Annotated in this window: 19 protein-coding genes; 13 read left to right on the forward strand and 6 right to left on the reverse strand. The window is 65.0% G+C overall.

Features of this window, described 5'->3' with window-relative positions; all coding sequences use genetic code 11:
* The first annotated feature begins 24 nt into the window (after positions 1-24).
* The 3 genes from icd to clpA all read left to right on the forward strand — a co-directional run bounded on the left by icd (position 25) and on the right by clpA (position 4,344).
* Positions 25-1,296 (forward strand): NADP-dependent isocitrate dehydrogenase, encoded by a 1,272-nt coding sequence (gene icd, locus RS027_RS03835; RefSeq protein WP_311954463.1) that lies wholly within the window; start codon positions 25-27, stop codon positions 1,294-1,296.
* Between the two features lie 247 nt (positions 1,297-1,543).
* The gene (clpS, locus tag RS027_RS03840; protein ID WP_376717576.1) at positions 1,544-1,909 is read left to right on the forward strand and encodes an ATP-dependent Clp protease adapter ClpS; all 366 of its coding nucleotides are present in this window, start codon (positions 1,544-1,546) and stop codon (positions 1,907-1,909) included.
* A 158-nt stretch (positions 1,910-2,067) separates the two neighbouring features.
* Positions 2,068-4,344: an ATP-dependent Clp protease ATP-binding subunit ClpA gene (gene clpA / locus RS027_RS03845; RefSeq protein WP_311954469.1), complete on the forward strand. Its 2,277-nt coding sequence runs from the start codon at positions 2,068-2,070 to the stop codon at positions 4,342-4,344.
* 158 nt (positions 4,345-4,502) lie between these two features.
* On the opposite strand, the gene infA is transcribed toward clpA, so the two are convergent.
* A complete protein-coding gene (gene infA / locus RS027_RS03850; protein ID WP_007111068.1) occupies positions 4,503-4,721 on the reverse strand; it encodes a translation initiation factor IF-1 in 219 nt (72 codons plus the stop codon).
* Between the two features lie 145 nt (positions 4,722-4,866).
* Positions 4,867-5,625: a leucyl/phenylalanyl-tRNA--protein transferase gene (gene aat / locus RS027_RS03855; protein ID WP_311954475.1), complete on the reverse strand. Its 759-nt coding sequence runs from the start codon at positions 5,623-5,625 to the stop codon at positions 4,867-4,869.
* A 258-nt stretch (positions 5,626-5,883) separates the two neighbouring features.
* On the opposite strand from aat, the gene RS027_RS03860 reads away from it, so the two are divergent.
* A complete protein-coding gene (locus RS027_RS03860; RefSeq protein WP_311954478.1) occupies positions 5,884-8,829 on the forward strand; it encodes a DNA translocase FtsK in 2,946 nt (981 codons plus the stop codon).
* A gap of 108 nt (positions 8,830-8,937) precedes the next feature.
* Positions 8,938-9,591, forward strand: coding sequence for an outer membrane lipoprotein periplasmic chaperone LolA (lolA, locus tag RS027_RS03865; protein WP_311954481.1), 654 nt, complete (start codon positions 8,938-8,940; stop codon positions 9,589-9,591).
* A gap of 9 nt (positions 9,592-9,600) precedes the next feature.
* Here the strand turns inward: lolA and RS027_RS03870 are convergent, their stop codons facing one another.
* Positions 9,601-10,932 (reverse strand): replication-associated recombination protein A, encoded by a 1,332-nt coding sequence (locus RS027_RS03870; RefSeq protein WP_311954488.1) that lies wholly within the window; start codon positions 10,930-10,932, stop codon positions 9,601-9,603.
* Between the two features lie 256 nt (positions 10,933-11,188).
* Between RS027_RS03870 and RS027_RS03875 the strand changes: the two genes are divergently transcribed.
* The 5 genes from RS027_RS03875 to RS027_RS03895 all read left to right on the forward strand — a co-directional run bounded on the left by RS027_RS03875 (position 11,189) and on the right by RS027_RS03895 (position 20,044).
* On the forward strand, positions 11,189-11,737 hold the full coding sequence (locus RS027_RS03875) for a hemerythrin domain-containing protein (RefSeq protein ID WP_311954492.1): 549 nt from the start codon (positions 11,189-11,191) through the stop codon (positions 11,735-11,737).
* A gap of 145 nt (positions 11,738-11,882) precedes the next feature.
* Entirely contained in the window at positions 11,883-12,698 is an 816-nt protein-coding gene (gene murI, locus RS027_RS03880; RefSeq protein ID WP_311954494.1) for a glutamate racemase, read from the forward strand.
* A 61-nt stretch (positions 12,699-12,759) separates the two neighbouring features.
* A complete protein-coding gene (gene trmA / locus RS027_RS03885; protein WP_311954496.1) occupies positions 12,760-13,878 on the forward strand; it encodes a tRNA (uridine(54)-C5)-methyltransferase TrmA in 1,119 nt (372 codons plus the stop codon).
* Positions 13,879-14,039: 161 nt separating this feature from the next.
* Positions 14,040-18,860, forward strand: coding sequence for an NAD-glutamate dehydrogenase (locus RS027_RS03890; RefSeq protein ID WP_311954504.1), 4,821 nt, complete (start codon positions 14,040-14,042; stop codon positions 18,858-18,860).
* A gap of 167 nt (positions 18,861-19,027) precedes the next feature.
* Positions 19,028-20,044, forward strand: coding sequence for a quinone-dependent dihydroorotate dehydrogenase (locus RS027_RS03895; RefSeq protein WP_311954508.1), 1,017 nt, complete (start codon positions 19,028-19,030; stop codon positions 20,042-20,044).
* A gap of 107 nt (positions 20,045-20,151) precedes the next feature.
* Here the strand turns inward: RS027_RS03895 and RS027_RS03900 are convergent, their stop codons facing one another.
* Positions 20,152-20,361, reverse strand: coding sequence for a BatR family protein (locus RS027_RS03900; protein ID WP_311954512.1), 210 nt, complete (start codon positions 20,359-20,361; stop codon positions 20,152-20,154).
* Positions 20,362-20,784: 423 nt separating this feature from the next.
* Between RS027_RS03900 and rlmKL the strand changes: the two genes are divergently transcribed.
* On the forward strand, positions 20,785-23,076 hold the full coding sequence (gene rlmKL, locus RS027_RS03905; protein ID WP_311954515.1) for a bifunctional 23S rRNA (guanine(2069)-N(7))-methyltransferase RlmK/23S rRNA (guanine(2445)-N(2))-methyltransferase RlmL: 2,292 nt from the start codon (positions 20,785-20,787) through the stop codon (positions 23,074-23,076).
* Complete coding sequence (locus tag RS027_RS03910; RefSeq protein WP_311954519.1) at positions 23,073-23,408, forward strand: glutaredoxin family protein; 336 nt, start codon at positions 23,073-23,075, stop codon at positions 23,406-23,408. Before rlmKL ends, RS027_RS03910 begins: the two co-directional genes overlap by 4 nt.
* Positions 23,409-23,428: 20 nt before the next feature.
* On the opposite strand, the gene RS027_RS03915 is transcribed toward RS027_RS03910, so the two are convergent.
* Complete coding sequence (locus tag RS027_RS03915) at positions 23,429-24,109, reverse strand: CBS domain-containing protein (RefSeq protein WP_311954523.1); 681 nt, start codon at positions 24,107-24,109, stop codon at positions 23,429-23,431.
* A gap of 147 nt (positions 24,110-24,256) precedes the next feature.
* Entirely contained in the window at positions 24,257-24,538 is a 282-nt protein-coding gene (locus RS027_RS03920) for a hypothetical protein (protein ID WP_311954533.1), read from the reverse strand.
* 130 nt (positions 24,539-24,668) lie between these two features.
* On the opposite strand from RS027_RS03920, the gene pdxB reads away from it, so the two are divergent.
* Positions 24,669-25,811: a 4-phosphoerythronate dehydrogenase PdxB gene (gene pdxB, locus RS027_RS03925; protein ID WP_311954535.1), complete on the forward strand. Its 1,143-nt coding sequence runs from the start codon at positions 24,669-24,671 to the stop codon at positions 25,809-25,811.
* Positions 25,812-25,823: the final 12 nt, after the last annotated feature.

A 25,823-nucleotide genomic window follows, 5' to 3' on the forward strand; every position in this document is an offset into this window, starting at 1 on the left:
CCGACCCCCACAAGGGAGTTCTTCATGGGCGCCAACCACGCGGACTATCAGCATATTGTTGTACCCGAAGGCGGTAGCCGGATTACCGTCAACGCCGACAAAACGCTCAACGTTCCCCACGAGCCGATCATCCCCTATATCGAAGGCGACGGCACCGGTACCGACATCACCCCGGCGATGAAAATCGCCATCGACGCCGCGGTCGCCAAGGCCTACGGCGGCGAGCGCAAGATTCACTGGATGGAGGTCTACGCCGGTGAAAAAGCCACCGGCATCTACGACGCCGATACCTGGCTACCCGAGGAAACCCTGCGCGCGGTCGAGGACTACGTGGTCTCGATCAAGGGGCCCTTGACCACGCCGGTCAGCGGCGGCATTCGCTCGCTTAACGTCGCCCTGCGCCAGAAGCTTGACCTGTACGTCTGCCAGCGTCCGGTGCGCTGGTTCAAGGGCGTGCCCAGCCCGGTGAAAAAACCTGCCGACGTGGACATGGTAATTTTCCGCGAAAACTCCGAAGACATCTACGCCGGCGTCGAGTGGCAGGCAGGCTCGGCCGAGGCGGACAAGGTCATCAAGTTTCTGCGCGAAGAGATGGGGGTGACCAACATCCGCTTCCCCGAGCAGTGCGGCATCGGCGTCAAGCCGGTATCCGAGGAGGGCACCAAGCGGCTGGTACGCCAGGCCATCCAGTACACCATCGACAACGACCGCGACTCGATGACCCTGGTGCACAAGGGCAACATCATGAAATTCACCGAGGGCTCGTTCAAGAACTGGGGCTACGAGCTTGCCGCGGAAGAGTTCGGCGCCGAGCCGCTCGATGGCGGCCCGTGGATGACCATGAAAAACCCCAAGACCGGCAAGGATATCGTCATCAAGGACGTGATTGCCGACGCCATGCTCCAGCAGATCCTGCTGCGCCCGGCCGAGTACGACGTCATTGCCACGCTTAACCTCAACGGCGACTATATCTCCGACGCCCTGGCAGCCGAAGTCGGCGGTATCGGCATTGCCCCGGGGGCCAACATTTCCGACTCGGTGGCCATGTTCGAAGCCACCCACGGCACCGCGCCCAAATACGCCGGTCAGGACAAGGTCAACCCCGGCTCGCTGATCCTCTCCGCCGAGATGATGCTGCGCTACATGGGCTGGACGGAAGCCGCGGAGCTGGTGATCAAGGGCATGGAAAAAGCCATCGCCAAGGGCGAGGTCACCTACGACTTCCACCGCCAGATGGAAAACGCCGTGCTGCTCAAGTGCTCCGAGTTTGGCCAGGCGGTTGCCGACAACATGTAGGCGCGCGCCATACCCGCGACATTAAAAGGGCCGTGATAGCGGCCACAGGCCCCGTCCGCGCTGCCGCGGGCGGGGCTTTTTTATGCCGGCGTGCCCGGCTGTGCTATTTTGGGCCTCGTTTAGCCATGCAAGCCTGGAATGTCCGACGCTCTGAACTCTTGCCCGGGTGGGGCGTCCAAGGGGAAAGGCCTGCGGCCTTCCTTACCCGGCGTGAACGATGCCACCTCTATTGTCTATGTAATTATCTATGCTGAAACCACACACCATTCGCCCGCTGCTGTCGGGCATGACGCGCCCGGGCTCGCCGGCGGGCGACGATGAGCTATCGGTTGCGCCGGCTGACCCCGCGCTTGCTAAGCCGCCCATGTATAGGGTAGTGCTGCACAACGATGACTACACCCCGATGGATTTCGTGGTAGAGGTGCTGCGAAGCATTTTTCATCTGGACAGCGAAGCGGCAATTGAAGTCATGCTCACGGTGCACCATCGGGGCAAGGCCAGCTGCGGGGTGTTTACTCGGGATATCGCCGAAACCAAGAGCCATCAGGTCAACGAGTACGCCCGGGAGTGCGAGCACCCGCTGAAAAGCGATATCGAAGTGGCCGACGACTAGGCGCGGAATTTCCCACAAACGTTGAGAAAAACCTCGCCGGAAGGCTTGCAAGTGGGGGTTTTGTACCCGATGTTGAGAGTGCGGAAGGATGAAACCGATCCGACGCCAGCCCCAGGTGGCGTTACGCCCCGGGCAGAAGTAGCGAAAAGGGGACTGCCATGCTGAGCAAAGAACTTGAACTGACTCTGAATACGGCCTTTACCGTGGCACGTTCCAAGCGCCACGAGTTCATGACCGTGGAGCACCTGCTATTGGCGCTTCTGGACAACGCCGCCGCCGTGGACGTGCTCAAGGCGTGCGGGGCGGATCTGGACAAGCTGCGTTCCGACCTGCAGGACTTTATCAACTCGACCACCCCGCTGATTCCCGAAAGCCAGGGCGAGCGTGAAACTCAGCCGACGCTTGGCTTTCAGCGCGTACTGCAGCGTGCCGTCTTCCACGTGCAGTCGTCGGGAAAAAATGAAGTCACCGGCGCCAACGTGCTGGTGGCGATTTTCTCCGAGCAGGAAAGCCAGGCGGTCTATTTCCTCAAGCAGCAAAGCGTGGCCCGGGTGGATGCGGTCAACTACATCGCCCACGGCATTTCCAAGGTGTCCGGCCACGGCGCCTCGCCGTCGCCGTCCCGGGAGGAAGCTGAAGAGGCCGAGGAGGGCACCGGCGACAGCGCCTCGCATCCGCTGACCGGCTACGCCACCAACCTCAACGAGCAGGCAAGGCTGGGCAAGATTGACCCGCTGATCGGGCGCGACCACGAGCTTGAGCGGGTGGTGCAGATTCTTGCCCGCCGGCGCAAGAACAACCCGCTGCTGGTGGGCGAAGCCGGCGTGGGCAAGACGGCGGTGGCCGAAGGGCTTGCCCGGCGAGTGGTAGAAGAAGACGTCCCCGACGTCATTGCCGATGCGGTGGTCTACGCCCTGGACATGGGCGCGCTGCTTGCCGGCACCAAGTATCGTGGCGACTTCGAGAAGCGCCTGAAGGCCCTGCTCGCCGAGCTGAAAAAGCAGCCCAACGCGATTTTGTTCATCGACGAAATCCACACCGTGATCGGCGCCGGCGCGGCCTCGGGCGGCGTCATGGACGCCTCCAACCTGCTCAAGCCGCTGCTGTCCTCCGGCGAGCTTCGCTGCATTGGCTCTACCACCTTCCAGGAGTTTCGCGGCATCTTCGAGAAAGACCGCGCTCTGGCCCGGCGCTTCCAGAAAGTCGACGTGCTGGCGCCCTCGGTGGACGACACCATCAGTATTCTCAAGGGGTTGCGTTCACGCTTTGAGGAGCATCACGAGCTGAAGTACACCGACGCCGCCGTGGAAAGCGCCGCCCGCCTGGCGGATCGCTACATCAACGATCGCTACCTGCCGGACAAGGCCATCGACGTCATCGACGAGGCCGGCGCCCACCAGCGGCTGCTGCCGCCGGAAATGCGCATCGATACCATCGACGTCGACCAGGTCGAGGCAGTAGTGGCGTCCATGGCGCGTATTCCGCCCAAGAGCGTGTCGAGCTCCGATCGCAAGCTGCTGGCCAACCTCGACCGCGATCTCAAGATGCTGGTGTTCGGCCAGGATGAAGCCATCGACACCCTGGCGGCGGCCATCAAGCTTTCCCGAGCGGGGCTCAAGTCGCCGGACAAGCCCGTGGGCAGTTTCCTCTTTGCCGGCCCCACCGGGGTGGGCAAGACCGAGGTAGCGCGCCAGCTATCCCACATCATGGGAATCGAGCTTGTGCGCTTCGACATGTCCGAATACATGGAGCGCCATACCGTGTCGCGGCTGATCGGCGCGCCTCCCGGCTACGTGGGCTACGAGCAGGGCGGGCTTCTGACCGAAGCCATCACCAAGCAGCCCCACTGCGTGCTGCTCCTTGACGAGATGGAGAAGGCACACCCGGAAGTGTTTAACCTTCTGCTCCAGGTGATGGACAGCGGCCGGCTCACCGACAACAACGGCCGGGAAGCGGACTTCCGCCACGTCATCGTGATCATGACGTCCAACGCCGGTGCCGAGCTTGCCACCCGGCGCTCCATCGGCTTTCAGACCCAGGATCACTCAACCGACGCCATGGAAGTGCTCAACCAGACGTTTTCGCCGGAGTTCCGCAATCGGCTGGACGGCATCATCCAGTTCAGCTCGCTGCCGATCGAGGTGGTGCGCAGCGTGGTGGACAAGTTCCTCATCGAGCTGCAGGCGCAGCTGGACGAGAAGCGCGTGCAGCTGGAAGTGGACGACAGCGCCCGGGACTGGCTGGCCGAGCAGGGCTACGACCCCGACATGGGCGCCCGCCCGATGGCACGGCTGATCCAGGAAAAGCTCAAGAAGCCGCTGGCGGAGATGATCCTCTTCGGCGAGCTGGCCGAGCACGGCGGCACGGTTCACGTCCGCCTGGAAAACGGCGAGCTGCAGCTGTCAACGGAAGCGGAAATGGCGGATGCGCCCTGACAGGGGCGCTGCCAGCCGCTGAGCCGGCAATGCATCAGGCGCCCTGTCCATAACGGTGACGGGGCGCTTGCGTATCCGGGCCTGGCAGATGCGGGATGGCAGGCGTCGCGGGCAGCGCAACGAGAGCATGCCCGGAAGGAGAGGTCAGGGGTCCGGTGCTAGCGCGAGCGGTAGACGATGCGGCCCTTGGAGAGGTCGTACGGCGTCAGTTCGACCTTGACCTTGTCGCCGGTCAGGATACGAATGTAGTTCTTGCGCATCTTGCCCGAAATGTGGGCGGTTACCACGTGCCCGTTTTCCAGCTCGACGCGGAACATGGTGTTGGGAAGGGTGTCGACGATCACGCCTTCCATTTCAATATGATCTTCACGTGCCATATAGGCCGTTCCTCACTGGTTCAATGAATGTTGGATAGACCTCCCGCAGGGGAGGCGCCGCCCGCGGCCAGCGCCCGGGCGGGGAAAACGCGCTATATTGTGCCGCAAGGCGGGCGTCAAGGCAAAAGTCGCGGGATAAATCCGGCTAAATGACCAGCCGCCGGCTGTCGGGCGCCGCCAGGGCATCAAGCCAGGAAGGCCGGGGCACGCGCGGCGGAGCCGTCGGGCTGCCGGGCGCGCCGGGGGAAACCTCGGGCAGCCAGGCATCAAGGTAGTCGAGAAACGTCGACCGGGCCACGTTGACTGCGCCGAGGTTGGCCAGATGCTGTGTGTGCATCTGGCAGTCGATGAGCTTGCCACCGCGGGCGCGCATGGCGGCAGCCAGGTAGGCAAGCGCTGCCTTGGAACCGTCGGGCCGGTGCGAGAACATCGATTCGCCGAAAAACACAGGCCCCAGGGCGACGCCGTATAGCCCCCCGGCCAGCACGCCGTGCTGGTAGACTTCCAGGCTGTGGGCAATGCCCAGCCGGTGCAGCCGGCAGTAGGCGGCGTGCATTTCCGCGGTGATCCAGCTGCCGGCCTCGTCGTCCCGGGGGGCAGCGCAGGCGCGTATCACGCCGGCGAAGTCACCGTTCAGCGTGACGCTGAAGCCGCCGTGGCGCAGCCGTTTGGTCAGGCTGCGGCGCTGCCTGAACGCCTCGGGGAAAAGCACCATGCGGGGATCTGGGCTCCACCACAGGATCGGGTCGCCGTCGGTAAACCACGGGAAGATGCCGTGACGGTAGGCGTTGACCAGCCACGCCGGGGTCAGCGCGCCGCCGGCGGCCAGCAGGCCGTTGGGTTGATCCAGCGCTGCATGGGCGGGAGGAAAGACGGGCGTAGGCGAGGATAGCCAGGGTAGCATGGCGTGCTCCGATGACGGGCAGGGCGTGACGAGCCCTGTGACGGCATAAAGATGCCCGGTATGATGCCACGTCCCGGCGCGTTCGAGAACGTTACCAATAACCGCACGGCGCCTGGCAAACGAAGCATCCATCAAAGGTTCAGGGGTACAACAGGGGGTCGCTTGACAGTTAATAAAGCGGGAAACAAGCGCAGGCCACAGACGTCCGCAAAGGTAGCAAAAGGGCGCGTCCAGGCAGCGACACAAGGGGCGCGGCGCATGGGCGTGCGCCTTCAAGGGGCCGCCCGTGAGAGCGTGGTCGTGGTGCTGCTGGCGCTGTGTGTCTTCTTGCTGCTGGCGCTTTTGAGCTATCAGCCGGGAGACCCGGGGTGGTCCTATCGCGGGCCGGAAAGCGACGTGGCCAACTGGATGGGCACCATTGGCGCCTGGCTTGCCGACGTCCTGTATTCGCTGCTCGGCGCCAGCGCGCTGTGGTGGCCGGGCATGGGCGGCTTTGCCGCCTGGTGGCTGATACGTTCACGCCAGGTGCGTTTCACCCTGGACCCGGTGGCGCTGGCGGTGCACGTCGGCGGGCTCGTGCTGCTGATGCTGGGCACTACCATGCTGGGGGCGCTGCATTTTTATCATCCGCAAAGCGTGCTGCCCTACGGCTCCGGCGGCATTATCGGCGAAGGCCTGGTCGGCGCGCTGGTGCCGCTGGTGGGCAGCGCCGGCACGGGGCTGATTGCCGCGGCTTTGATGGCCGGTGGCTTTCCGCTGTTCAGCGGCGTGTCCTGGCTGCGCGTGGCAGATGAAGCAGGCTACCGCGCCTACGGCCTGGGCGACTGGCTCAAGGCGCGCACGGCGGGCCTTCGTGAAAAGCGGCGTGGCAGAGCCCGCGCTGCTCCGGCGGCGGCATCCGTACAGCCGGCGCCCGAGCCGGCGCGGCCCTCCCGGCGCGAGCCGAGCCTGGCCGCGACCGAGTCGGCCGCGAAGCAGGCCGATACCACCGAGATCCCCTGGGACGCCGCGACGTACTTTACCGGCAAGGCCGCCGGCCGCGCTTCCGAGCCGGAAGCCCCTGCACGAGAAGCTCCTGAGCCGAAAGCCTCTGAGTCAAAAAGCGATGGGCCGTCGACGGAAGTCCCGGAGCGCAGCGAAGCCGGCACGCGCCGGGAACCAACTCTTGGTGCAAGGGCGGAGCCCGATCCCGACGCGCAGCGTGACCTTGAGACCGAGTCAGCGCCGGCAGCGGCATCGTCGCCTGAACCTGAACCTGAACCTGAACCTGAACCTGAACCTGAACCTGAACCTGAACCAGAGACAGAGCCGGAACCGGCATTAGCGTCAGAGCCGGAATCCGATGCAGAACCGGAACCAGAACCGGAGCCGGAGCCAGAACTAGCGCCAGAGCCGGAGCCCGAGATAGAGCCGGAGCTGGAGCCTGAGACAGGCCCCGAGCCTGAACCGGCGCCTGCACCGCCGCGCAGCCCCGAAGTGGTGCCCGAGCCCGTCTGGGAGGAGGACGACGAAGTGCCCGAGTCGCCTCAGGCGCCCCCCGCGTTTGTGTCACCTACCCCCGCGCCTGAACCCGAGCCGGCGCGCCCGGAACCGGAAATGCCCGAAACGCCGGCGTCAGCGGACGACGAAGCGCCGGCGCTGTGGACGGTGGAGCACCTGCAAAACCAGCGGCCGGTGCTCGACGACATGCCCGAACCCGAAGGCGAGCTGCCGAGCTACCGGCTGCTGACCCAGCCCGAACCCCACCAGCCCAACTATACCGATCAGGAGCTTGCCGATATGGCCGAGCTTCTCGAAGTGCGCCTGCGCGAGTACGGCGTCAAGGCCGAGGTAGTGGAAACCTGGCCGGGGCCGGTGATTACGCGCTTTGAAATCAAGCCCGCGGCCGGGGTCAAGGTCTCGAAGATCAGCAACCTGTCCAAGGACCTGGCGCGCTCGCTGATGGTCAAGAGCGTGCGCGTGGTCGAGGTGATTCCCGGCCGCCCGACGGTGGGCATCGAGATCCCCAACCCCCGCCGGGCGATGATTCGCCTGCGCGAGGTGATCGATTCCGACGTCTATCAGGACAAGGAATCGCCGCTGACCATGGCGCTTGGCCAGGACATCGGCGGCGGGCCGGTGGTGGCCAACCTGGGCAAAATGCCCCACCTGCTGGTGGCCGGCACTACCGGCTCGGGCAAATCCGTGGGGGTCAACGCCATGCTGATTTCCATGCTGCTCAAGGCCAGGCCCGACGAGCTCAAGATGATCATGGTCGACCCCAAGATGCTGGAGCTGTCGGTGTACGACGGCATACCGCACCTGCTGGCGCCGGTGGTTACCGACATGAAGGAAGCCGCCAACGCCCTGCGCTGGTGCGTGGCGGAAATGGAGCGCCGTTACAAGCTGATGGCGGCCATGGGCGTGCGCAACATTGCCGGGTTCAACGCCCGGCTTGACGAAGCCGAGCGCGCCGGCGCCCAGGTGGCCGACCCGCTGTGGGAGCCCCAGCCCTGGGAAATGCATCAGAACCCGCCGGTGCTGGAAAAGCTGCCCTATATCGTGGTGGTGATCGACGAGTTTGCCGACATGTTCATGATCGTGGGCAAAAAGGTCGAAGAGCTCATCGCCCGGCTGGCGCAGAAGGCCCGGGCGGCGGGGATTCACCTGATTCTCGCGACCCAGCGGCCCTCGGTGGACGTAGTCACCGGCCTGATCAAGGCCAACATCCCCTCGCGGATGGCGTTTCAGGTGTCGTCGCGGATCGACTCGCGTACTATCCTCGACCAGGGCGGCGCGGAAAGCCTGCTGGGCCACGGCGACATGCTCTATCTGCCCGCGGGCTCGGGGCCGCCCAACCGGGTGCACGGCGCCTTTGTCGACGACGACGAGGTCCACCGGGTGGTGGAAGACCTGCGCCGCCGGGGCGAGCCCGAATACATCGAGGAAATCCTCTCCGGCGGGGTGTCCGCCGACGCCCTGGCCGGCCTGGAAGCCGAAGGGGCCGAGGGCGAAGACGCCGAGCAGGACGCGCTCTACGACGAGGTGGTGCAGTTTGTCACCGAGACCCAGCGCGCCTCCATTTCCTCGGTGCAGCGCCGCTTCAAGATCGGCTATAACCGCGCGGCGCGCCTGGTGGACGCCATGGAAAGCGCCGGCGTGGTTAGCCCCATGGGCAGCAACGGCGCCCGGGAAGTGCTGGCGCCGCCGCCGGTCAGAGACTGACCACAACGTGAAAAAATCGGGAAAAAGCGCCGCTGAGGAAACCTGCCGGCGCTTTTTACGTCATAGTGGGGACGACATTTTTGCCGCTCAGGCCTCAGGGAGATATAGATGCGCCATATCGAGACACCGCGATCGTTTTCATTTGCGCTAGCCGCAAGCGCCTTGGGCTTTATTGCCGCCCCCCAGGCGTGGGCCAACGAGGCCGCCGAACGGCTGACCGAGCGGCTTGACCCGCTGGAAACCTACGAGGCCGAGTTCGATCAGCAGATCCTTGACAGCAGCGGGGAGCGCCTGCAGCAGGCAGAAGGGGAGATGTGGCTATCGCGCCCGGGCATGCTGCGCTGGGAGGTCGGCGCCCCCTATAGTCAGACCGTGGTGTCCGACGGCGACGAGGTTTATCTCTACGATCCCGATCTGGAGCAGGTTACGGTCCAGGGCCTGGATAACCGGGTGACCTATACCCCGGCGCTGCTGCTGTCCGGCAGTGCCGGCGAGCTTACCGACAGCTTCGACGTTTTCTACGAGCAGGAAGACGGCGACGACGTCTTTACTCTGATTCCCGTCTCGCCGGATACGCTGTTTGAAGAGCTCAGCATGACCTTTGACGGTGATACCCTGACCGAGCTGTGGATGACCGACAGCACCGGCCAGCGCACCGCTATCCGCTTTTCCGGTATCAGCCAGAATACTCCCATCGACGACGCGCGCTTCCGCTTTGATATGCCCGACGGCGTCGATGTAATCCGCGAGGATGCGCCCTAAGCGAGGGCTTCATGGCCGGCGCTGGCCGTCGGCCTCGGCGTCGCGTTCGGCGCGCCAGGCCATGATGGCGGCAAAGCGCTTTTCGTGGCCGAGCTCCGCCGGCTGATAGAAGCTGGCCGGGGGCAGCCCCTCCGGCCAGCAGTCGTGGGCGCTTCCGGCAGGGTAGCCGTCGGGCTCGCTGTGGGCATAGCGGTAACCCTCGCCGTGGCCCAGCTCCTCCATCAGCCGGGTCGGGGCGTTGCGCAGGTAGGTCGGCACCTCGACCTGGGGCTGCACGCGCACGTACTGTTGCGCCGCCTTCCAGGCGCGGTCGATGCGGTTGCTCTTGGGCGCCACGGCCAGGTGAATGGCGGCGTGGGCCATGGCCCGCTGGCCCTCGTAATCGCCGAGCCGCAGATAGGCATCCCAGGCGGCAATCGCCAGCGGCAGCGCGCGAGGATCGGCGTTGCCGACGTCCTCCGAGGCAATGGCGGTGAGCCGGCGGATCACGTCCAGAGGATCGCCGCCGCCCTGGGTGAACCGCGCGATGTAGAGCAGCGCGGCGTCGGGCCTTGAGGAGCGGATCGACTTGTGAATGGCGGAAAGCAGGTCGTAGTAGCCGTCTCCCTGCTTGTCCATGGCGCTGGCCTGATGGCCGATGACGTCGTCCAGCACGTCAAGCGCCAGCGTCTCGCCGTCGCCGGCCGCGGTAGTAAAGTCGCAGGCGGTTTCCAGAAGTCCCAGGGCCCGGCGAGCATCGCCGGCGCTTGCCCGGGCCAGCGCCTCGAGCACGCCGTCTTCCACCCGGATATGGCGTTCGCCTAGGCCGTTTTGCGTATCGGCGAGCGCCTGCTGCATGACCTCGATCAGCGCGTCGTGGTCAAGGGGTTTGAGCACGTAGACCCGGGCGCGGGATAGCAGCGCCGAGTTGACCTCGAAGGAAGGATTTTCGGTGGTTGCGCCGATCAGGGTAAAAAGCCCCGACTCGACGTGGGGCAGCAGGGCGTCCTGCTGGCTTTTGTTCAGGCGGTGGATCTCATCGAGAAACAGCACCATCGGCGTGGGGGCAAGCGCCCGGGCGCGCTCAACCACGGCGCGGATCTCCTTGACCCCGGCCATTACCGCGCTCAGGGACTCCAGCGCCGCGCCTGAGGCGTGGGCAAGTATTTCGGCTAAAGTCGTCTTGCCTACGCCCGGCGGGCCCCACAAGATCATGGAGCGAACCGTGGCGGTGTCCACCATTTGCCTGAGCGGCTTGCCTTCGCCCACCAGCGCCTGCTGGCCGATGTAGTCGGCAAGGCGACGCGGGCGCATACGGTAAGCCAGCGGAGCCTGGCCGGCGGCGGTAGAAAAAAGGTCCATGCAAACTCCGTTGAACAACGCCGTGCCGTTGGCTGTCATGAAGGGCAGGTGCCGTGGCTTGCCTGATACGGTGGCAATCTATTCGGCGCCCGGCTACTGTTAGCATGATTGTTTCAGTCAGCGCGAAAAGAGTCGAGCGCAACCTCGGACATGAACGTCAAGTGCAAGAGACCCGCCGTGCCCTGCAAGGCTTACGCGCATCAGGCGCGCATACGCGCAAAGCCTGGGGCAGGCGCGGTGAAAAGGAGACGGTACCATGATTAATCAGCTGAGCCTGGACCACGCCAACATGGCGCGGATGCTCCACGTGCTGGACCTGAAATACCGGGTTCTCCAGCAGGGCGAACGCCCCAACTTCCATCTGATGCGCGAAGTGGTGGACTATATTCTTTCCTACATGGAAGACTTTGCGGTCTCCCTTGAGCAGGGGTTTGTCGAGCAGCTCAAGGAGTACGTGCCCGAGCACTCAGAAGTGGCCGAGCAGATGCTGGCCGACTATCGCAAGCTCAGGCCCCGGCTGGAGGCGCTTTCCGACGATATCGACATGGTGCTGATGGATAATATTCTGCCCATGGACCGCTTTGCCGACGACCTCAAGCAGTATCTGGAAGCGCACCGGGAATACCTGCGCCAAGAGCGCGAAGAGCTGTTTCCGCTGCTGGAAACCCGCTTTGACGCCAAGGGCACCGAGTTCTTTGAGCAGACGATGCCGAGCAATGCGGACAAGAAAATCGAGCATCTCAAGGAGGCCTACCCCGAGCTTTATGCAGAGCTGGAAGAGGCCGACGTGCCGCCCCTTGATTAGCGCCTGGCGGCCATAAAATGAGCGAGAACCCTGACAGCGGGGCGTGCTAAACTGGCCGCCCCGTTTTTTTATGCCCTTCAGGTTTTATGCCCTACGGGCCGGCTTGTGTCCCGAGCCATCACGCTGAGGAGATCGCCTTTCCGCCATGACCGGCCCCGTGCTGATTTTCGACTCCGGCGTCGGTGGGCTGTCTGTCGCGGCGGCCCTGCGCCGCCACTACCCCGAGGCGGCGCTGTGCTACGCCTGCGACAATGCCTGGCTGCCCTACGGCCTACGCCCGGACGCGGCGCTGGTGCGGCGTATCGTGGCGGTGTGCACCGCCGCGGTGGAAGCCTGCCGCCCGGCCGTACTGGTAGTGGCGTGCAATACCGCCAGCACCCTGGCGCTCGAGCCGCTGCGCCGGGCGCTTGCGATACCCGTTGTGGGTACCGTGCCGGCGATCAAGCCCGCGGCGGCGCTGAGCCGTACGCGCCACCTGGGCCTGCTGGCCACGTCGGCCACGGTGCGCCGCCCCTATACTCAGCGGCTGATCGAGCGCTTTGCCGCCGACTGCCGGGTGACCTGCCTTGCCGCCGATGCGCTGGTGGGCGAAGCGGAAACCTGGCTTGGCGGGGGCGAGCTTGACGCCGCGCGCCTTGACGCCGCTCTGGCCCCCCTATGGCAGGCGGCCCGGGCCGGTGCGGCCCCGCTGGATACCGTGGTGCTGGGCTGCACCCACTTTCCGCTGCTGACCCCGACGCTGTCGGCGCTGGCCCCGACGCCGCTTGCCTGGATCGATTCCGGCGATGCCATTGCCCGGCGCGTAGGGCAGCTGGCAGCACCGCTTGCCGCGGCCGGCGGCGAACGAAGCCGCGGATTGGCGACAGCCCCCAATGCCGTGCTGGCACGCGCGCTTGCCGCCTACGGCTTTCAGCCGCCCGCGCCGTTAGCGCTCGCCGACGCCGGTGCCGTCGCCCACTAGCCGTTGTCTACTAGCCATTGCCCTACAAGCCCAGCCGCTACCCGCACAAGAGGAGAAGCCCTTGGCCATACCCCAGGTGGAGCCGCAGCGTTACGATGCCCAGCTTGCGGCCAAATGCGACACCGTCCGCCGCCTTTTTGCCGACTTTGATACCCCCGAGATGGAAGTTTACGACTCGCCGCCGAGCCATTACCGCCAGCGCTGCGAGTTTCGCCTCTGGCACGAAGGCGACGATCTTTACTACGCCATGTTCGACGTGGCGCGGGACGCTGCCGGCAACAAGCAGAAAACGGTCGTGCGTCTGGATCAATACCCGGTAGCAAGCGAGGCCATCAACGCCCTGATGCCCCGGCTGCGCGCGGCGTTCTTGGCAAGCAATACCCTGCGGCGAAAACTGTTTCAGATCGAATTTTTGACCACGCTTTCCGGCGAAGCGCTGGTGACGCTGGTGTATCACCGACCGCTGGACGACGCCTGGGAAGCCGAGGCTCGGGCGCTTGAACGCGAGCTTGGCATCATGATCATTGGCCGCTCGCGCAAGCAGCGCCTGGTGCTTACCCGGGACCACGTCTGGGAGCGGCTTTACGTCAACGGCCGCGCGCTTGCCTACCAGCAGGTGGAAAACAGCTTCACCCAGCCCAACGCCCGGGTGTGCGAAAAGATGCTCGCCTGGGCGCAAAACGTTACCGCCGGCAGCGAAGCGCAGGATCTGGTCGAGCTTTACTGCGGCAACGGCAACTTCACCGTTGCCCTTGCCGGCAACTTCCGCCGGGCGCTGGCCACCGAGATTTCGCGCACCTCGGTGGCCAGCGCCCGCGTCAACCTGGACGCCAACGGCGTGGATAACGTCCGCGTCGCGCGGATGTCCGCGGAAGACTTTGCCCTGGCGCTGAAAGGCGAGAAGGGCGGGCGCCGCGTGGCCGAGATGGCGCTTGACGGCTATGCTTTTTCCACCGTGCTGGTGGATCCGCCGCGGGCGGGGCTGGACGCGGACAGCTGCGCGCAGCTCAGCGGCTATGAGCGCATCGTCTACGTTTCCTGCAACCCGGAAACCCTGGCGGACAATCTGGCGCAGCTCGCGCCTACTCACCGCATCGAGCGGCTGGCGCTTTTTGACCAGTTCCCGTTTACCCACCACTGCGAATGCGGCGTGCTGCTGGTCCGCCACGACAGCGCCTGAGGTGGCCCAGTGGCAGCCATGCGCCGCGGACATGCAGTATGAGCAAATGCTCAAGGGGCTTGGGTCACTTGCCCAGCTGGCGTAAGCTGGGGCAAGGAGAGGCAAGCGCCTCTCTTCCTTCAATATTGGCCGGATAGCGGTCTTGGCAGTCGAGGTGACGGATGCATTACGTTGCGATTGAGGAAAGCCGGCAGGATCTGCTGAAGCAGCTAAAGGAGCGTCTGGACGCCCGCCTGAAACCCGGGCGAGCGGCCGCCATCGACGCTTTCGCGCGGCAGTTCTACGCCACGGTGCCCATGGAAGATCTAGCCAACCGCCGGCTGGACGACTTTTACGGCGCCACGCTTTCCGTCTGGCAGTTTTTGCAGCACCACGACCCGGACAGCCCCAAGGTGCAGGTTTTCAACCCCGATTTCGAGGCCCACGGCTGGCAGTCTTCCCACACCTTCGTTGCCGTCCTGCATCCGGACATGCCGTTTTTGGTGGATTCGGTGCGCATTGCTCTCAATCGCCAGGGGCTGACCATCCACGCGATCCAGAACGCGGTGCTGGCGGTTGAGCGCAATGCCGATCATGAGCTGCAAAGCGTGACCACGGTGCGCGGCGAGAACGCGCCCGAGCAGCGCGAGTCGCTGATCGTCATCGAAGTGGACCGCCACAGCGATCCTGAGGCCCTTGAAGCCGTGAAGCAGGAGCTGCACGATGCGCTGCGCGACGTGCGCACGGCGGTGAGCGACTACGACAGCATCAGCGCGCGGGTCGGCGACGCTATTCAAGAGCTGGAAAAAGCCTGCCCGCCCCAGGTGGATCCGGACGACCACGAAGAGGCCATTGCCTTTCTCGAGTGGCTGCTCAAGGACAACTTCATTTTCCTCGGCTACGACGAGTACGGCCTGGAAAACGGCACGCTCAAGCGTGACCCCGACAGCCTGCTTGGGGTGTTTCGCCTGGAGCAGCCGCGCAACGACGAGCATATTCGCGCGCCGGAAGGGCTGGACGAAAATAACGGCTACGTGCTGATGCCGCAGCTCTTGTCATTTGCCAAAAGCGCCCACCATTCCCGGGTGCACCGGCCGGCCTACCCGGACTATATCAGCGTTGACCGCTACGACGACGACGGCAACGTCATCGGCGAGCGGCGCTTTTTCGGCCTGCTGACCGCCACCGTATACAACGACTCGCCGCGCAACATTCCGCTTTTGCGGCGCAAGCTCAAGGCAGTGATGGAGCTGGCCGGCTTCGGCGCGCACGGCCACGACGCCAAGCAGCTGCTGCAGGTGCTTGAGGTTTACCCGCGCGACGACCTTTTCCATATCGGCACCGAGGCGCTGGCGAAAACCGCCCGGGGCATTCTCGATATCCGCGAACGCCGTCAGGTACGCCTGTTCGTTCGCGAAGACCTCAGCGGCAAGTTCTATTCGTGCCTGATTTTCGTGCCCCGGGACGTGTTTTCCACCCGCCTGCGCGCCGCTATCCAGCAGCTGCTGTGCGAGGAAATGGACGCTCACTTCGGCGACTTCAACACTTACCTCTCGGAGTCGGTGCTGGCGCGTATCCAGCTAATCCTGCGCTTTAACGGCGAGCGCCCCGGCAAGTTTGATCTTGCCCGGCTGGAGCAGAAGATCGCCCGGCTTGCCCGCAGCTGGCGCGACGACCTGCATTCGGCCATGATCGAGGGCTTTGGCGAAGAGCAGGCCAACCACCTGATGGATCGCTTTGACGGCGCCTTCTCGGCCAGCTACCGCGAAGACTTCAGCGCCCGCACGGCGGTGTACGACATTCAGCACCTGTTGGGCCTGGATGACGAGAATCGCCTGGCGCTGTCCTATTACCGCCCGCTGGAAGAGCAGAACGGCGGGGTCAAGCTCAAGCTTTACCAGTACAATGCCCAGATTCCGCTGTCCGACGTGCTGCCGATGATGGAAAATCTCGGGCTGCGCGTGATCGGCGAGCGTCCCTACGAAATTGTCGCGGCGGATCAGCGCTACTGGATCCACGACTTCAACCTGGAGCACAGCGGCGCCGAGGTCAGCCTGAGCGACATGGGCGAAGGCTTTACCCAGGCGTTCAAGCGCATCTGGGCCGGCGAGGCCGACAACGACCCTTACAACCGGCTGATCATCTCCGCTGGCCTTGACTGGCGCGAAGTGGCGATGCTGCGCGGCTACGCCCGCTATCTCAAGCAGATCCGCTTTGGCATGTCCCAGGACTACATTGCCACTACGCTTAACGGCTACGCCGAGATTACCCGGGAGCTTGTCGAGCTGTTCCGGCTGCGCTTTGACCCCGCGCTTGACGACCGGGATACCGACGCCTGCCTTGCGCGCATCAACGAGCATCTGGAGCAGGTGGACAGCCTCAATGACGATCAGCTGCTGCGTCGTTTCATGGAGCTTATTGATGCCACGCTGCGCACCAACTACTACCAGTATGACGCCAGCGGCAAGCCCAAGGACTACATTGCCTACAAGCTGGCGCCGTCCCGGGTTACCGGCATGCCCAAGCCCAAGCCGGCGTACGAAATCTTTGTCTGCTCGCCGCGCATCGAGGGCGTGCACCTGCGCGGCGGCAAGGTCGCCCGCGGGGGCTTGCGCTGGTCCGACCGGCTGGAGGACTTCCGTACCGAGGTGCTGGGGCTGGTGAAAACCCAGCAGGTGAAGAACTCGGTCATCGTCCCGGTAGGCGCCAAGGGCGGCTTCGTGTGCAAGCAGATGCCCGACAACCCCGACCGCGAAACCCGGCAGAACGAGGGCATCGCCTGCTACCAGACCTTCATCCGCGCGCTGCTTGACATCACCGACAACCTCGACGGCGACGACGTGGTGCCGCCCAGGGACGTGGTTCGCCACGACGATGCCGATAGCTACATGGTCGTGGCGGCGGACAAGGGCACGGCGACCTTCTCCAACATCGCCAACGAGATTTCCCACGAATACAACCACTGGCTGGGCGATGCCTTTGCTTCCGGCGGCGCCAACGGCTACGACCACAAGGGCATGGCGATTACCGCGCGCGGCGCCTGGGAGTCGGTCAAGCGCCACTTCCGCGGGCTCGACGTCGACACCCAGAACGATACCTTCACCGTGGTGGGCGTGGGTGACATGGCCGGGGACGTGTTCGGCAACGGCATGCTGCTGTCCGACCAGGTCCGACTGATGGGGGCGTTCAACCATCTGCACATCTTCGTCGACCCGTCGCCGGACGCCGCGTCCACTTATGAAGAACGCAAGCGTCTATTCGAGATGCCGCGCTCCAGCTGGGAAGACTTTGACACCTCGTTGATTGCCGAAGGCGGCGGGGTCTTCAGCCGCAGCGCCAAGTCCATCGACATTACCCCGCAGATGCAGGAAGCCTTCGGCATCAGCGAGGACCGGCTGGCGCCCGCGGAGCTGATTCGCGCCATGCTCACCGCCCGGGTGGATCTGGTGTGGAACGGCGGCATCGGTACCTACGTCAAGGGGGCGGAAGAAACCCAGGCCGAGGTGGGCGACAAGGCCAACGATGCCCTGCGCGTCAACGGCGCCGACCTCAACTGCCGGGTGATCGGCGAGGGCGGCAACCTGGGCTGCACCCAGCTTGGCCGGACCGAAGCCGCGGCCAAGGGCATCCGCGTCTACGCTGACTTCATCGACAACGCCGGCGGGGTGAACTGCTCCGACCGCGAGGTCAACATCAAGATCCTCATTGACGAAGTGGTCAAGCGCGGCGACATGACCGACAAGCAGCGCAACGAACTGCTGGCCGAGATGACCGACGAAGTGGCCGACCTGGTGATCAAGGACAACTATCGCCAGACCCAGGCGCTGGATCTGTCCGAGCTGATTTCGCAGCAGGGCATCGGGCCGTACCGCCGCTTTATCAGCGAGCTTGAGAACGTCGGCGAGATCGATCGCGAGCTGGAAGCGCTGCCCAGCGACGACGTGCTCAAGGAGCGTACGGCCAGCGGCCAGGGCATGCTGCTGCCCGAGCTTGCGACGCTGATTTCCTATGCCAAGAGCACGCTCAAGGGCGATTTGAACGAGTCCGAACTGCCCGACGATAGCTACGTGGAAAAGCACCTGGAGCGCCTGTTTCCCGAGGTGCTGGTCGAGCGCTACACCGACGAAATGTACGGCCACCGCCTGAAGCGCGAAATCGTTGCCACCCAGGTGGCCAACGATCTGGTGGATCGCATGGGCATCGTCTTTGTGCGCCGGCTGACGGACTCCACCGGCCTTGGCCGGGCGGACATCGCCCGGGCCTACATCGTCGCCCGGGACAGCTTCAACCTGTCCGCGCTGTGGGGCGAGATCGAAGCGCTCGACAACCAGGTCCCGGGCCAGGTGCAGTACTCGATGATGCTGGATCTGATGCGCATGATCCGCCGCGCCACGCGCTGGTTCCTGCGCCAGCACACCGGGCTCTCGATTACCGACACCATCGAGTATTTCGGTCCGCGACTGGCGACGCTGCAAAGCAGCATCGGCGAGCTGCTGAGCGGCGAAGAGCTCGAGGCCTGGCAGGCGCGCCGGGACGAGCTGACGGAGGCCGGCGTGCCGGAGAGCCTGGCCGTGACCGTGGCCGCCGCGCCGAGCCTGTATGCCGGGCTGGGGATTATCCAGGCCGCTCGCCAGGCCGACGAGGCGCCCGAGCGCGTGGCCGAGGTGTTCTACGAGGTCGGCAGCCGGCTGGAGCTTCCGTGGATGATCCAGCAGGTGAATCGGCTGGAAGCCCGGGACGCCTGGCAGGCCCAGGCCCGGGAAACCTTCCGCGACGACATCGACCGCCAGCAGCTGGCGCTGACCACCGGCGTGCTGACGCTTGAGGAAAGCAGCGGCAGCGCCGCCGATAAGGTAGACCGGTGGCTCGAGCAGCACGCCGAGCTGCACGACCGCTGGTGCCGCCTGATCAGCGAAGTGCGCAGCGGTAACGAGCCCGGCTTTGCCCTGTTCACCGTTGCGGTACGGGCGCTGGTGGGCCTTGCCGAAAGCGGCAGCGAATAAGCCGAACGCCCGGCGCATGCCGCGCCAAGATGCCGGCTAAGGCCGGCCCAAGCGCCCCGAGCGACGTCATCCAGCGCCGCTCGGGGCGCTTTTTTGCGGCGTGCTTTTTTCTCCCACTCTGCTTTGCGCTATACTCGCCGCGCCCCTGCCCAACGTCTGGAGAGACGATGTATCACTTTGTCCGCCCGCTATTTTTCCGCCTGGATCCGGAAGCCGCCCACCGCGCCGCGCTTACCTCCCTGGAGTGGCTCCACCGCGCCGGCGGCGTGCCAAAGATTGCCGGCAAGCGCGTGGAGGACCCGGTGGAGCTGATGGGTCTTCGCTTTCCCAACCGCGTCGGGCTGGCGGCGGGGCTCGACAAGAACGCCGACCATCTGGATGCGCTGGGCGAGCTGGGCTTTGGCTTTGTGGAAGTGGGCACGGTGACGCCCAAGGCCCAGCCGGGGAACGCCAAACCGCGGATGTTTCGCCTGGCCGAACACGGGGCGATCATCAACCGCTTCGGCTTCAACAACCACGGCGTGGCGCACCTGGTCGAGCGGGTGCAAAAGCGCCGTTTTGACGGCGTGGTGGGCATCAACATTGGCAAGAACCTGGCAACGGCGGTGGACGACTCCCTGCGGGATTACCTGACCTGCCTGGAAGCGATACACCCCCACGCCGACTACGTCGCGGTGAACATCTCCTCGCCCAACACGCCGGGGCTTCGCACTCTGCAGTTCGGCGAGCAGCTGGACGCGCTGCTGGCGCCGCTGCGCACGCGCACCTTTGAGCTGGATGAGGAAAACGGCCGGCGCGTGCCGCTGCTGGTCAAGATTGCCCCGGACATGGAGGCCGACGAAGTGGAACTGGTGGCCGGAAGCATCGCGCGCAACGCCCTTGACGGCGTGATTGCCACCAACACCACGATTTCCCGGGAGGCGGTGCAGGATGCCCCCCAGGCCGAAGAGGCCGGCGGGCTTTCTGGCCGGCCGGTGTTTAAGGCCTCGAATCGCGTGATTCGCCAGCTGCGCGAGCACCTGCCCGAGATGGTGATTATTGGCGTGGGCGGCATCGACAGCGGCGAGGCGGCGAAGGCCAAAATAGCCGCCGGGGCAGACCTGGTGCAGCTATACACCGGATTGATTTACCAGGGCCCCGGGCTGGTAGGCGAATGCGCCGGAGCGTTAGCCGAGGAAAACTAATTGAGCGACATTAGCCGGGGCAAACGGCGGGCACAAAAAAGCCCGCCGGATAAGCGGGCTTTCCAGGCCTGAAGGCGGCCGTCGTGACGCTTGTGTCACCGGGGCATTCAGACAGAAACGGTGGGACTTCGGTGGATGCCGGCGACGCCGGTCATGCCGTCCCATTGATCGCCGCGACCCTCACGCCAGCCGCTCATCCAGTACTCGCGCACGTTGACGTTATCACTTGGACACTCATCGCGGGAACGGCCTTTAACGCCGGCCTGGTAACCACGGACATAGGCTCGCTGAAAGGGATCACGCTTTTGTCGTTTCATGGGCTAACCTCTTTTTATGAAAGCCTTGACGAAAAGCAGCGCGCTGCCGACTGGCGGTCAATCAGGCGTCGTGCTGTGCCCGGCGCCGGGGCAAGCGCTGACTCGATACCCACTCGAAACGCCGCGGGCAAATGAACGGCCGTGCGGCAGTGGGCAAGCAAAGAGCGGCGGGAACCGGGCGGCAAAGTGCTGTGCATTCCCATGCGGAGCGTACCGCCGGTTACCCTGATACCGTGCCTTGAGGCACGGCCCGATAACGCATGCGTTTTGTGTAGCTACACCCTTATGATTAGCCCACAATGGAGCCGCTGTCGAGCCTTTAGGCCGCATCCGACGACAATAATTAACGTTTCCCTTTTTGTTCCCTTTTTCATCGACCTTCTTCATCGACCAGGAATGCCGCGCCGCAGGCGCCCGATAATCATGACCGAGCCGAGCCAAACCTCTCCTTCTTTACTACCGCCGGCAACGCCCGAGCTGGATATTCTGGTGACCTGCCCCAAGGGCATCGAAGCCCTGCTGGCCGACGAGATGGCCCGGCTGGGCGCCATCCCGGTGAAAACCACGGTGGCCGGCGTATACGCCACGGCAAACCACGCCGACGCCTACCGGCTCTGCCTGTGGTCGCGGCTTGCCAACCGCGTCATTGTGCAGCTAAGTCGGGATACCCTGATCGAGACGCCGGAGCAGATCCGCGCGGCGGCGGCGCGTCTCAACTGGGCACAGCACCTTGACGAAGGCGCCACCCTGGCGGTGGATTTTCACGGCCGCAGCGAACATATTCGCCACACGCTGTTCGGCGCGCAAACGGTCAAGGATGGCGTCGTCGATGCGCTCGGCCGGGCAGGGCGTGCGCGCCCCGTAGTGGATAACAAGGCCCCGGACGTGCAGATCTACGCCCACCTGCACCGCCAGAATTTGACGCTGGGGATCGATCTGGCCGGTGAAAGCCTGCATCGCCGGGGCTATCGTCGGGACGTGGGCCATGCGCCGCTCAAGGAAAACCTCGCCGCCGCGCTGCTGGTACGCGCGGGCTGGCCCGAGCGCGCCCGGGCCGGCGAGCCCCTGGTCGACCCTTTGTGCGGCTCGGGCACGCTTCTAATCGAGGCGGCGCTGATGGCCGCAGACCAGGCGCCGGGGATTCACCGCAAGCGTTTCGGCTTTCACGGCTGGGCGCAGTTTGAGCCGGCGGCCTGGCAGGAGCTGGTGCGCGAAGCCAGAGCCCGGGCGTCCATCGGGCGCAAGCGCTGCAAAAGCGCTTTTTACGGCTTTGACCAAAGCCCGGCGGCGCTTTCCGCGGCCAAGGCCAACGCCATGCGCGCGGGCATTCCCGCCCTGCTTACCCTGAAGGGCGAGGGCGTGGCCGCCCTTGACCCCACAAGCGTCGAGGCGAAGGGCCCGGGGCTGATCATTACCAATCCGCCCTACGGCGAGCGGCTGGGCGAGCTGCCCGAGCTGGTCAATCTCTATGCCACCATCGGCGAGCAGGCAAAAGCGCTGTTCCCCGGCTGGACGCTGGCGCTGTTTACCGGCAACCCGGACCTTGGCCACCGGCTGGGCCTGCGGGCGCACAGGCAGTACGCGCTGAAAAACGGCCCGCTGGACGCCAAGCTGCTGCTGATGGCCATTGGCCAGGCAGACAAGGACGAGAAGCAGGCGCCTGAAGCGCAAAAGGCCGCCGGCAGGGAGGAGGGCCAGCCCGAATCGGCGGCGCCGGCGGCAGACAGCGCGCAGATGTTTGCCAACCGGCTGCGGAAAAACCGCCGGCGGCTGAAGAAGTGGCTCAAGCAAAGCGGCGAGCGCTGCTACCGGCTGTACGACGCCGATATGCCCGAATATGCCCTGGCCGTGGATATCTACGGCGACCGCGTTCACGTCCAGGAATACGCCCCGCCGCGTACGGTCAACTCGGCCCAGGCGCAAAAGCGCCTGTTCGACGCCCTGGAAGTGTTGCCTCGGGAGCTTAACGTGGCGCCCGGCCATATCTACGTCAAGCGCCGGGAGCGCCAGGCGGGCAAAGCCCAGTATGAAAAGCGCGCGGCCAGCGGTGAGCGATTCGAGGTAGCGGAAGGCCAGGCGCGGCTGTGGGTCAACCTGCGCGACTACCTGGATACCGGGCTATTTCTGGATCACCGCCCGGTGCGCCGGATGCTTGGCGAGATGGCCTCGAGCAAGCGCTTTCTGAACCTCTTTTGCTATACCGCCAGCGCCACGGTGCACGCGGCGCTGGGCGGCGCGAGCGAAAGCGTCAGCGTGGACATGTCCAACGCCTACCTGGACTGGGCCCGGGACAACTTTGCCCTGAACGGGCTGGATAGCGCTCGCCACCGGGTCATGCGCGCCGACTGCATCGAGTGGCTGGAAACCGCGGGCACCGAGTTTGATCTGATCTTCCTGGACCCGCCGACGTTTTCCAACTCAAAAAAAATGCGCGCCAGCTTTGACGTTCAGCGCGACCACGCCCGGCTGATCGAGCTTGCCATGGCACGGCTGGCCCCCGGCGGCACCCTGGTGTTTTCCAACAACCAGCGCCGCTTCAAGCTGGATGAGGCGCTCATTGAGCGCTACGCGGTGGAAAATATCTCCGCGCAGACGTTTGATCCCGACTTCACGCGCAGCACCGGCCTGCACCACGTCTTTCTGGTGCGCCACGCGGCGGACGGCGAAGCGGCAGGCGGCAAAGAAGAGAACGGCAAAGAAGGAGGCGGCGCATGATCCATTTGACGCTCTACACGACGCTTGGCTGCCATCTCTGCGCCCAGCTGGAAGGGCTGGTGCACAGGCTGGCCAACGACGAGGTCGTGCTCGAGCACATCGAGATCAGCGCAGACGCAGCGCTTGCCGAGCGCTACGGCGTGCGCATCCCGGTGCTCGCCGATCATCACGGCGCAGAGCTTGACCGCGGCCTCGACCCCAAGCGGCTGGGCGAGTGGCTGCGCCGCCGGGGCTGGCTGGACGAAGCCGCCCTTGCCGCCTGGCTTAGCCCGCCGGAGGCGCCCCGGGCCACGGCGGCCTACCGGCGCCACGGCCGGCGGTATTTAGGATAGCGAACGGCGGGTGGGCTGTCTCAAGCGCCCACGCCCGGAGGGAGGAACCCCAGGTTGTTCTCAATGTCCTTGACGCCGTTTACGCGTTCGGCGGCGACCTGAACGGCCCGCTTTTGGTCATGGCTGTCGACCAGCCCCCAAAGCTGTACGTTGCCGTCGGCGACGATGACGTTAAGGCGGTAGAGCAGCATGCCGACGCTTTTTTCCACCTCGCCGAGAATCGCGTCGCGAATTTCCCGGTCGCTGCCGCCGCCGGCGTTGATGCGGCTCGCCGAAAAGCCGCGCAGCAGGTTGGAGCGGCTGACGATGCCGACCAGTCTGCCGTCGCGTATCACCGGCACGCGCTTGATGCGGTGCTTTTCGAGCAGCCCGGCGATGCGGTGGAGCGGCTCATCCTCGGTAATTGTGACCGGGTTTGTGGTCATGATTTCGCTTGCCTTGCGGCCGTGGCTTTTGACGTAGTCCGCGGCCTCGGAGCCGTCGCCGAAGAGCTTTAGCCACCAGGACCGAGGCTCATCGGAGCTGCTCTGGATACGGCGCATCAGGTCGCCTTCGCTGACCATGCCGAGCACCCGGTCGTCAGCATCGACGATCGGCACGGCGCTGATGTTGTAGGTCAACAGCATCTCGGCAATGTCGCTGGCCTCGCTTTGGGCGTGAGCCGTGATCACGTTGGGGGTCATGATGTCTGCAGCCTGCATGTAAGCGGCCTCCAAAGAGTCGGAAAGAAACGAATGGGCTTGGTGCACTATACAAGCTAGCTGCAATTTCCCGGTTGTGCTCGATTTCGGCCGGGGTGAAAGGACTCGGGCGCTATCGGCGGTGCCAGACACGGCATGGAAACGGCCTCAGCCCTCATCCAGCAGCGAGAGCTGGCGCATGGCCTGGCGGCCTTCGGGGGTTTCGGCGTCGACGTCGAGGACTTTGGCAAACCCCCGGGAGCGCTGGATGGTGGCTTCGTCATCAAGCCACATCTGCGCCTGCCCCAGCGTATCCGCCAGGCGGTGCTCAAGCCCGCCGAACTGGGTGCCAATCTGGCCCCAGGCGCGGCTGAAAATCCAGTCGCCGAACATATCCTGATGGATATGGATCAGCACATAGTCATGTTCGGTTTCCCACCGTATGATCACGCGATACCCTCTTGCTTTACCCGTCGTATTTCTGGCACGGCTTTAACGTGCTGTTCATCACGCCCGCGGCGCGCCGCTGCTTTATCCGGCCGCCGGCGAGCGTATTGTAAAGGTCGAGATAAAAAACGCCATGCACCTGATTGTGGATGCCAATATACCCGCCGCCGACGCCTGCTTTGGCGTCTTCGGGCGGGTCACCCGAGTACCCGGACGCGAGATCACTCGCGCCCACCTGGAAGACGCCGATGCGCTGATCGTGCGCTCGGTCACCCCGGTGGGCGAGGCGCTGCTGGCCGGTACGCCGGTGCGCTTTGTGGGGACCTGTACCATCGGTACGGACCACGTTGACCGCGACTACCTGGCGGCGCACGGCATCGGCTTTGCCAGCGCTCCGGGCTGTAACGCCGAGGCCGTGGCGGACTACGTGCTGTCGAGCCTGCTGACCCACGCCGAGCGCGAAGGCAAGCCGCTGCTTGAACGCCGGGTCGGGATTGTCGGCGCCGGCAACGTCGGCCGCCGGGTGCAGGCGCGCCTTGAGGGCCTGGGGGTGGACGTAGCGGTGTGCGACCCGCCCCGGGCCGAGCGCGAAGGCAGCGCAGGCTTTACCGGGCTCGATGCCCTGGTCAAGCGCTGCGATGTGCTGTGCCTGCACACGCCCCTGGTGCGCGAGGGACGCCACGCTACCCGCCATCTGCTGGGCACTAACCGCATTGCCGGTTTGCTGCCGGGAAGCGTAGTGCTGAACGCCGGGCGCGGCGACTGCGTCGACGGCGCCGCGCTTTACCGTCGCCTGACGGTGCTGGGCGATATCGCCGCGCTGCTCGACGTCTGGGAAAACGAGCCGGTAATCGACGCCGCGCTGCACGCCCAGGCGGCCCTTGCCACCCCGCATATTGCCGGCTATAGCCTGGACGGTAAGCTGCGCGGCAGCCTGATGATTCATCACGCGCTGGCAGCGCACCTGGGGGGTAAAAGCGCGCTTGCGTTCGATGATATCTGCCCGCCGCCGGCGCTGGCGGAGCTCACGCTTGGCCAGGCGCTGCCGGTGGAAGAGGCCCTGCGGCTGTGCGCGCGCGCCGTCTATGACAGCCGCCGCGACCACGACGCCCTCGTCCGCCGGGCGGCAGGCAAGGGCATGGCGGCAGGGTTTGACGCCTGCCGAGCCGGCTACCCGCTGCGCCGGGAGTTTGCCACCCTGAGCGTGCGGCTGAAAGGCGAGGCCCGGACGCTTGCCGGGCCGCTTGCGGCAGCGGGGTTTACGCTGGCTGCCTGACGGGGAGCGGGG

Source organism: Halomonas garicola (assembly GCF_031935715.1).
GTDB classification, from domain to species: domain Bacteria; phylum Pseudomonadota; class Gammaproteobacteria; order Pseudomonadales; family Halomonadaceae; genus Vreelandella; species Vreelandella garicola.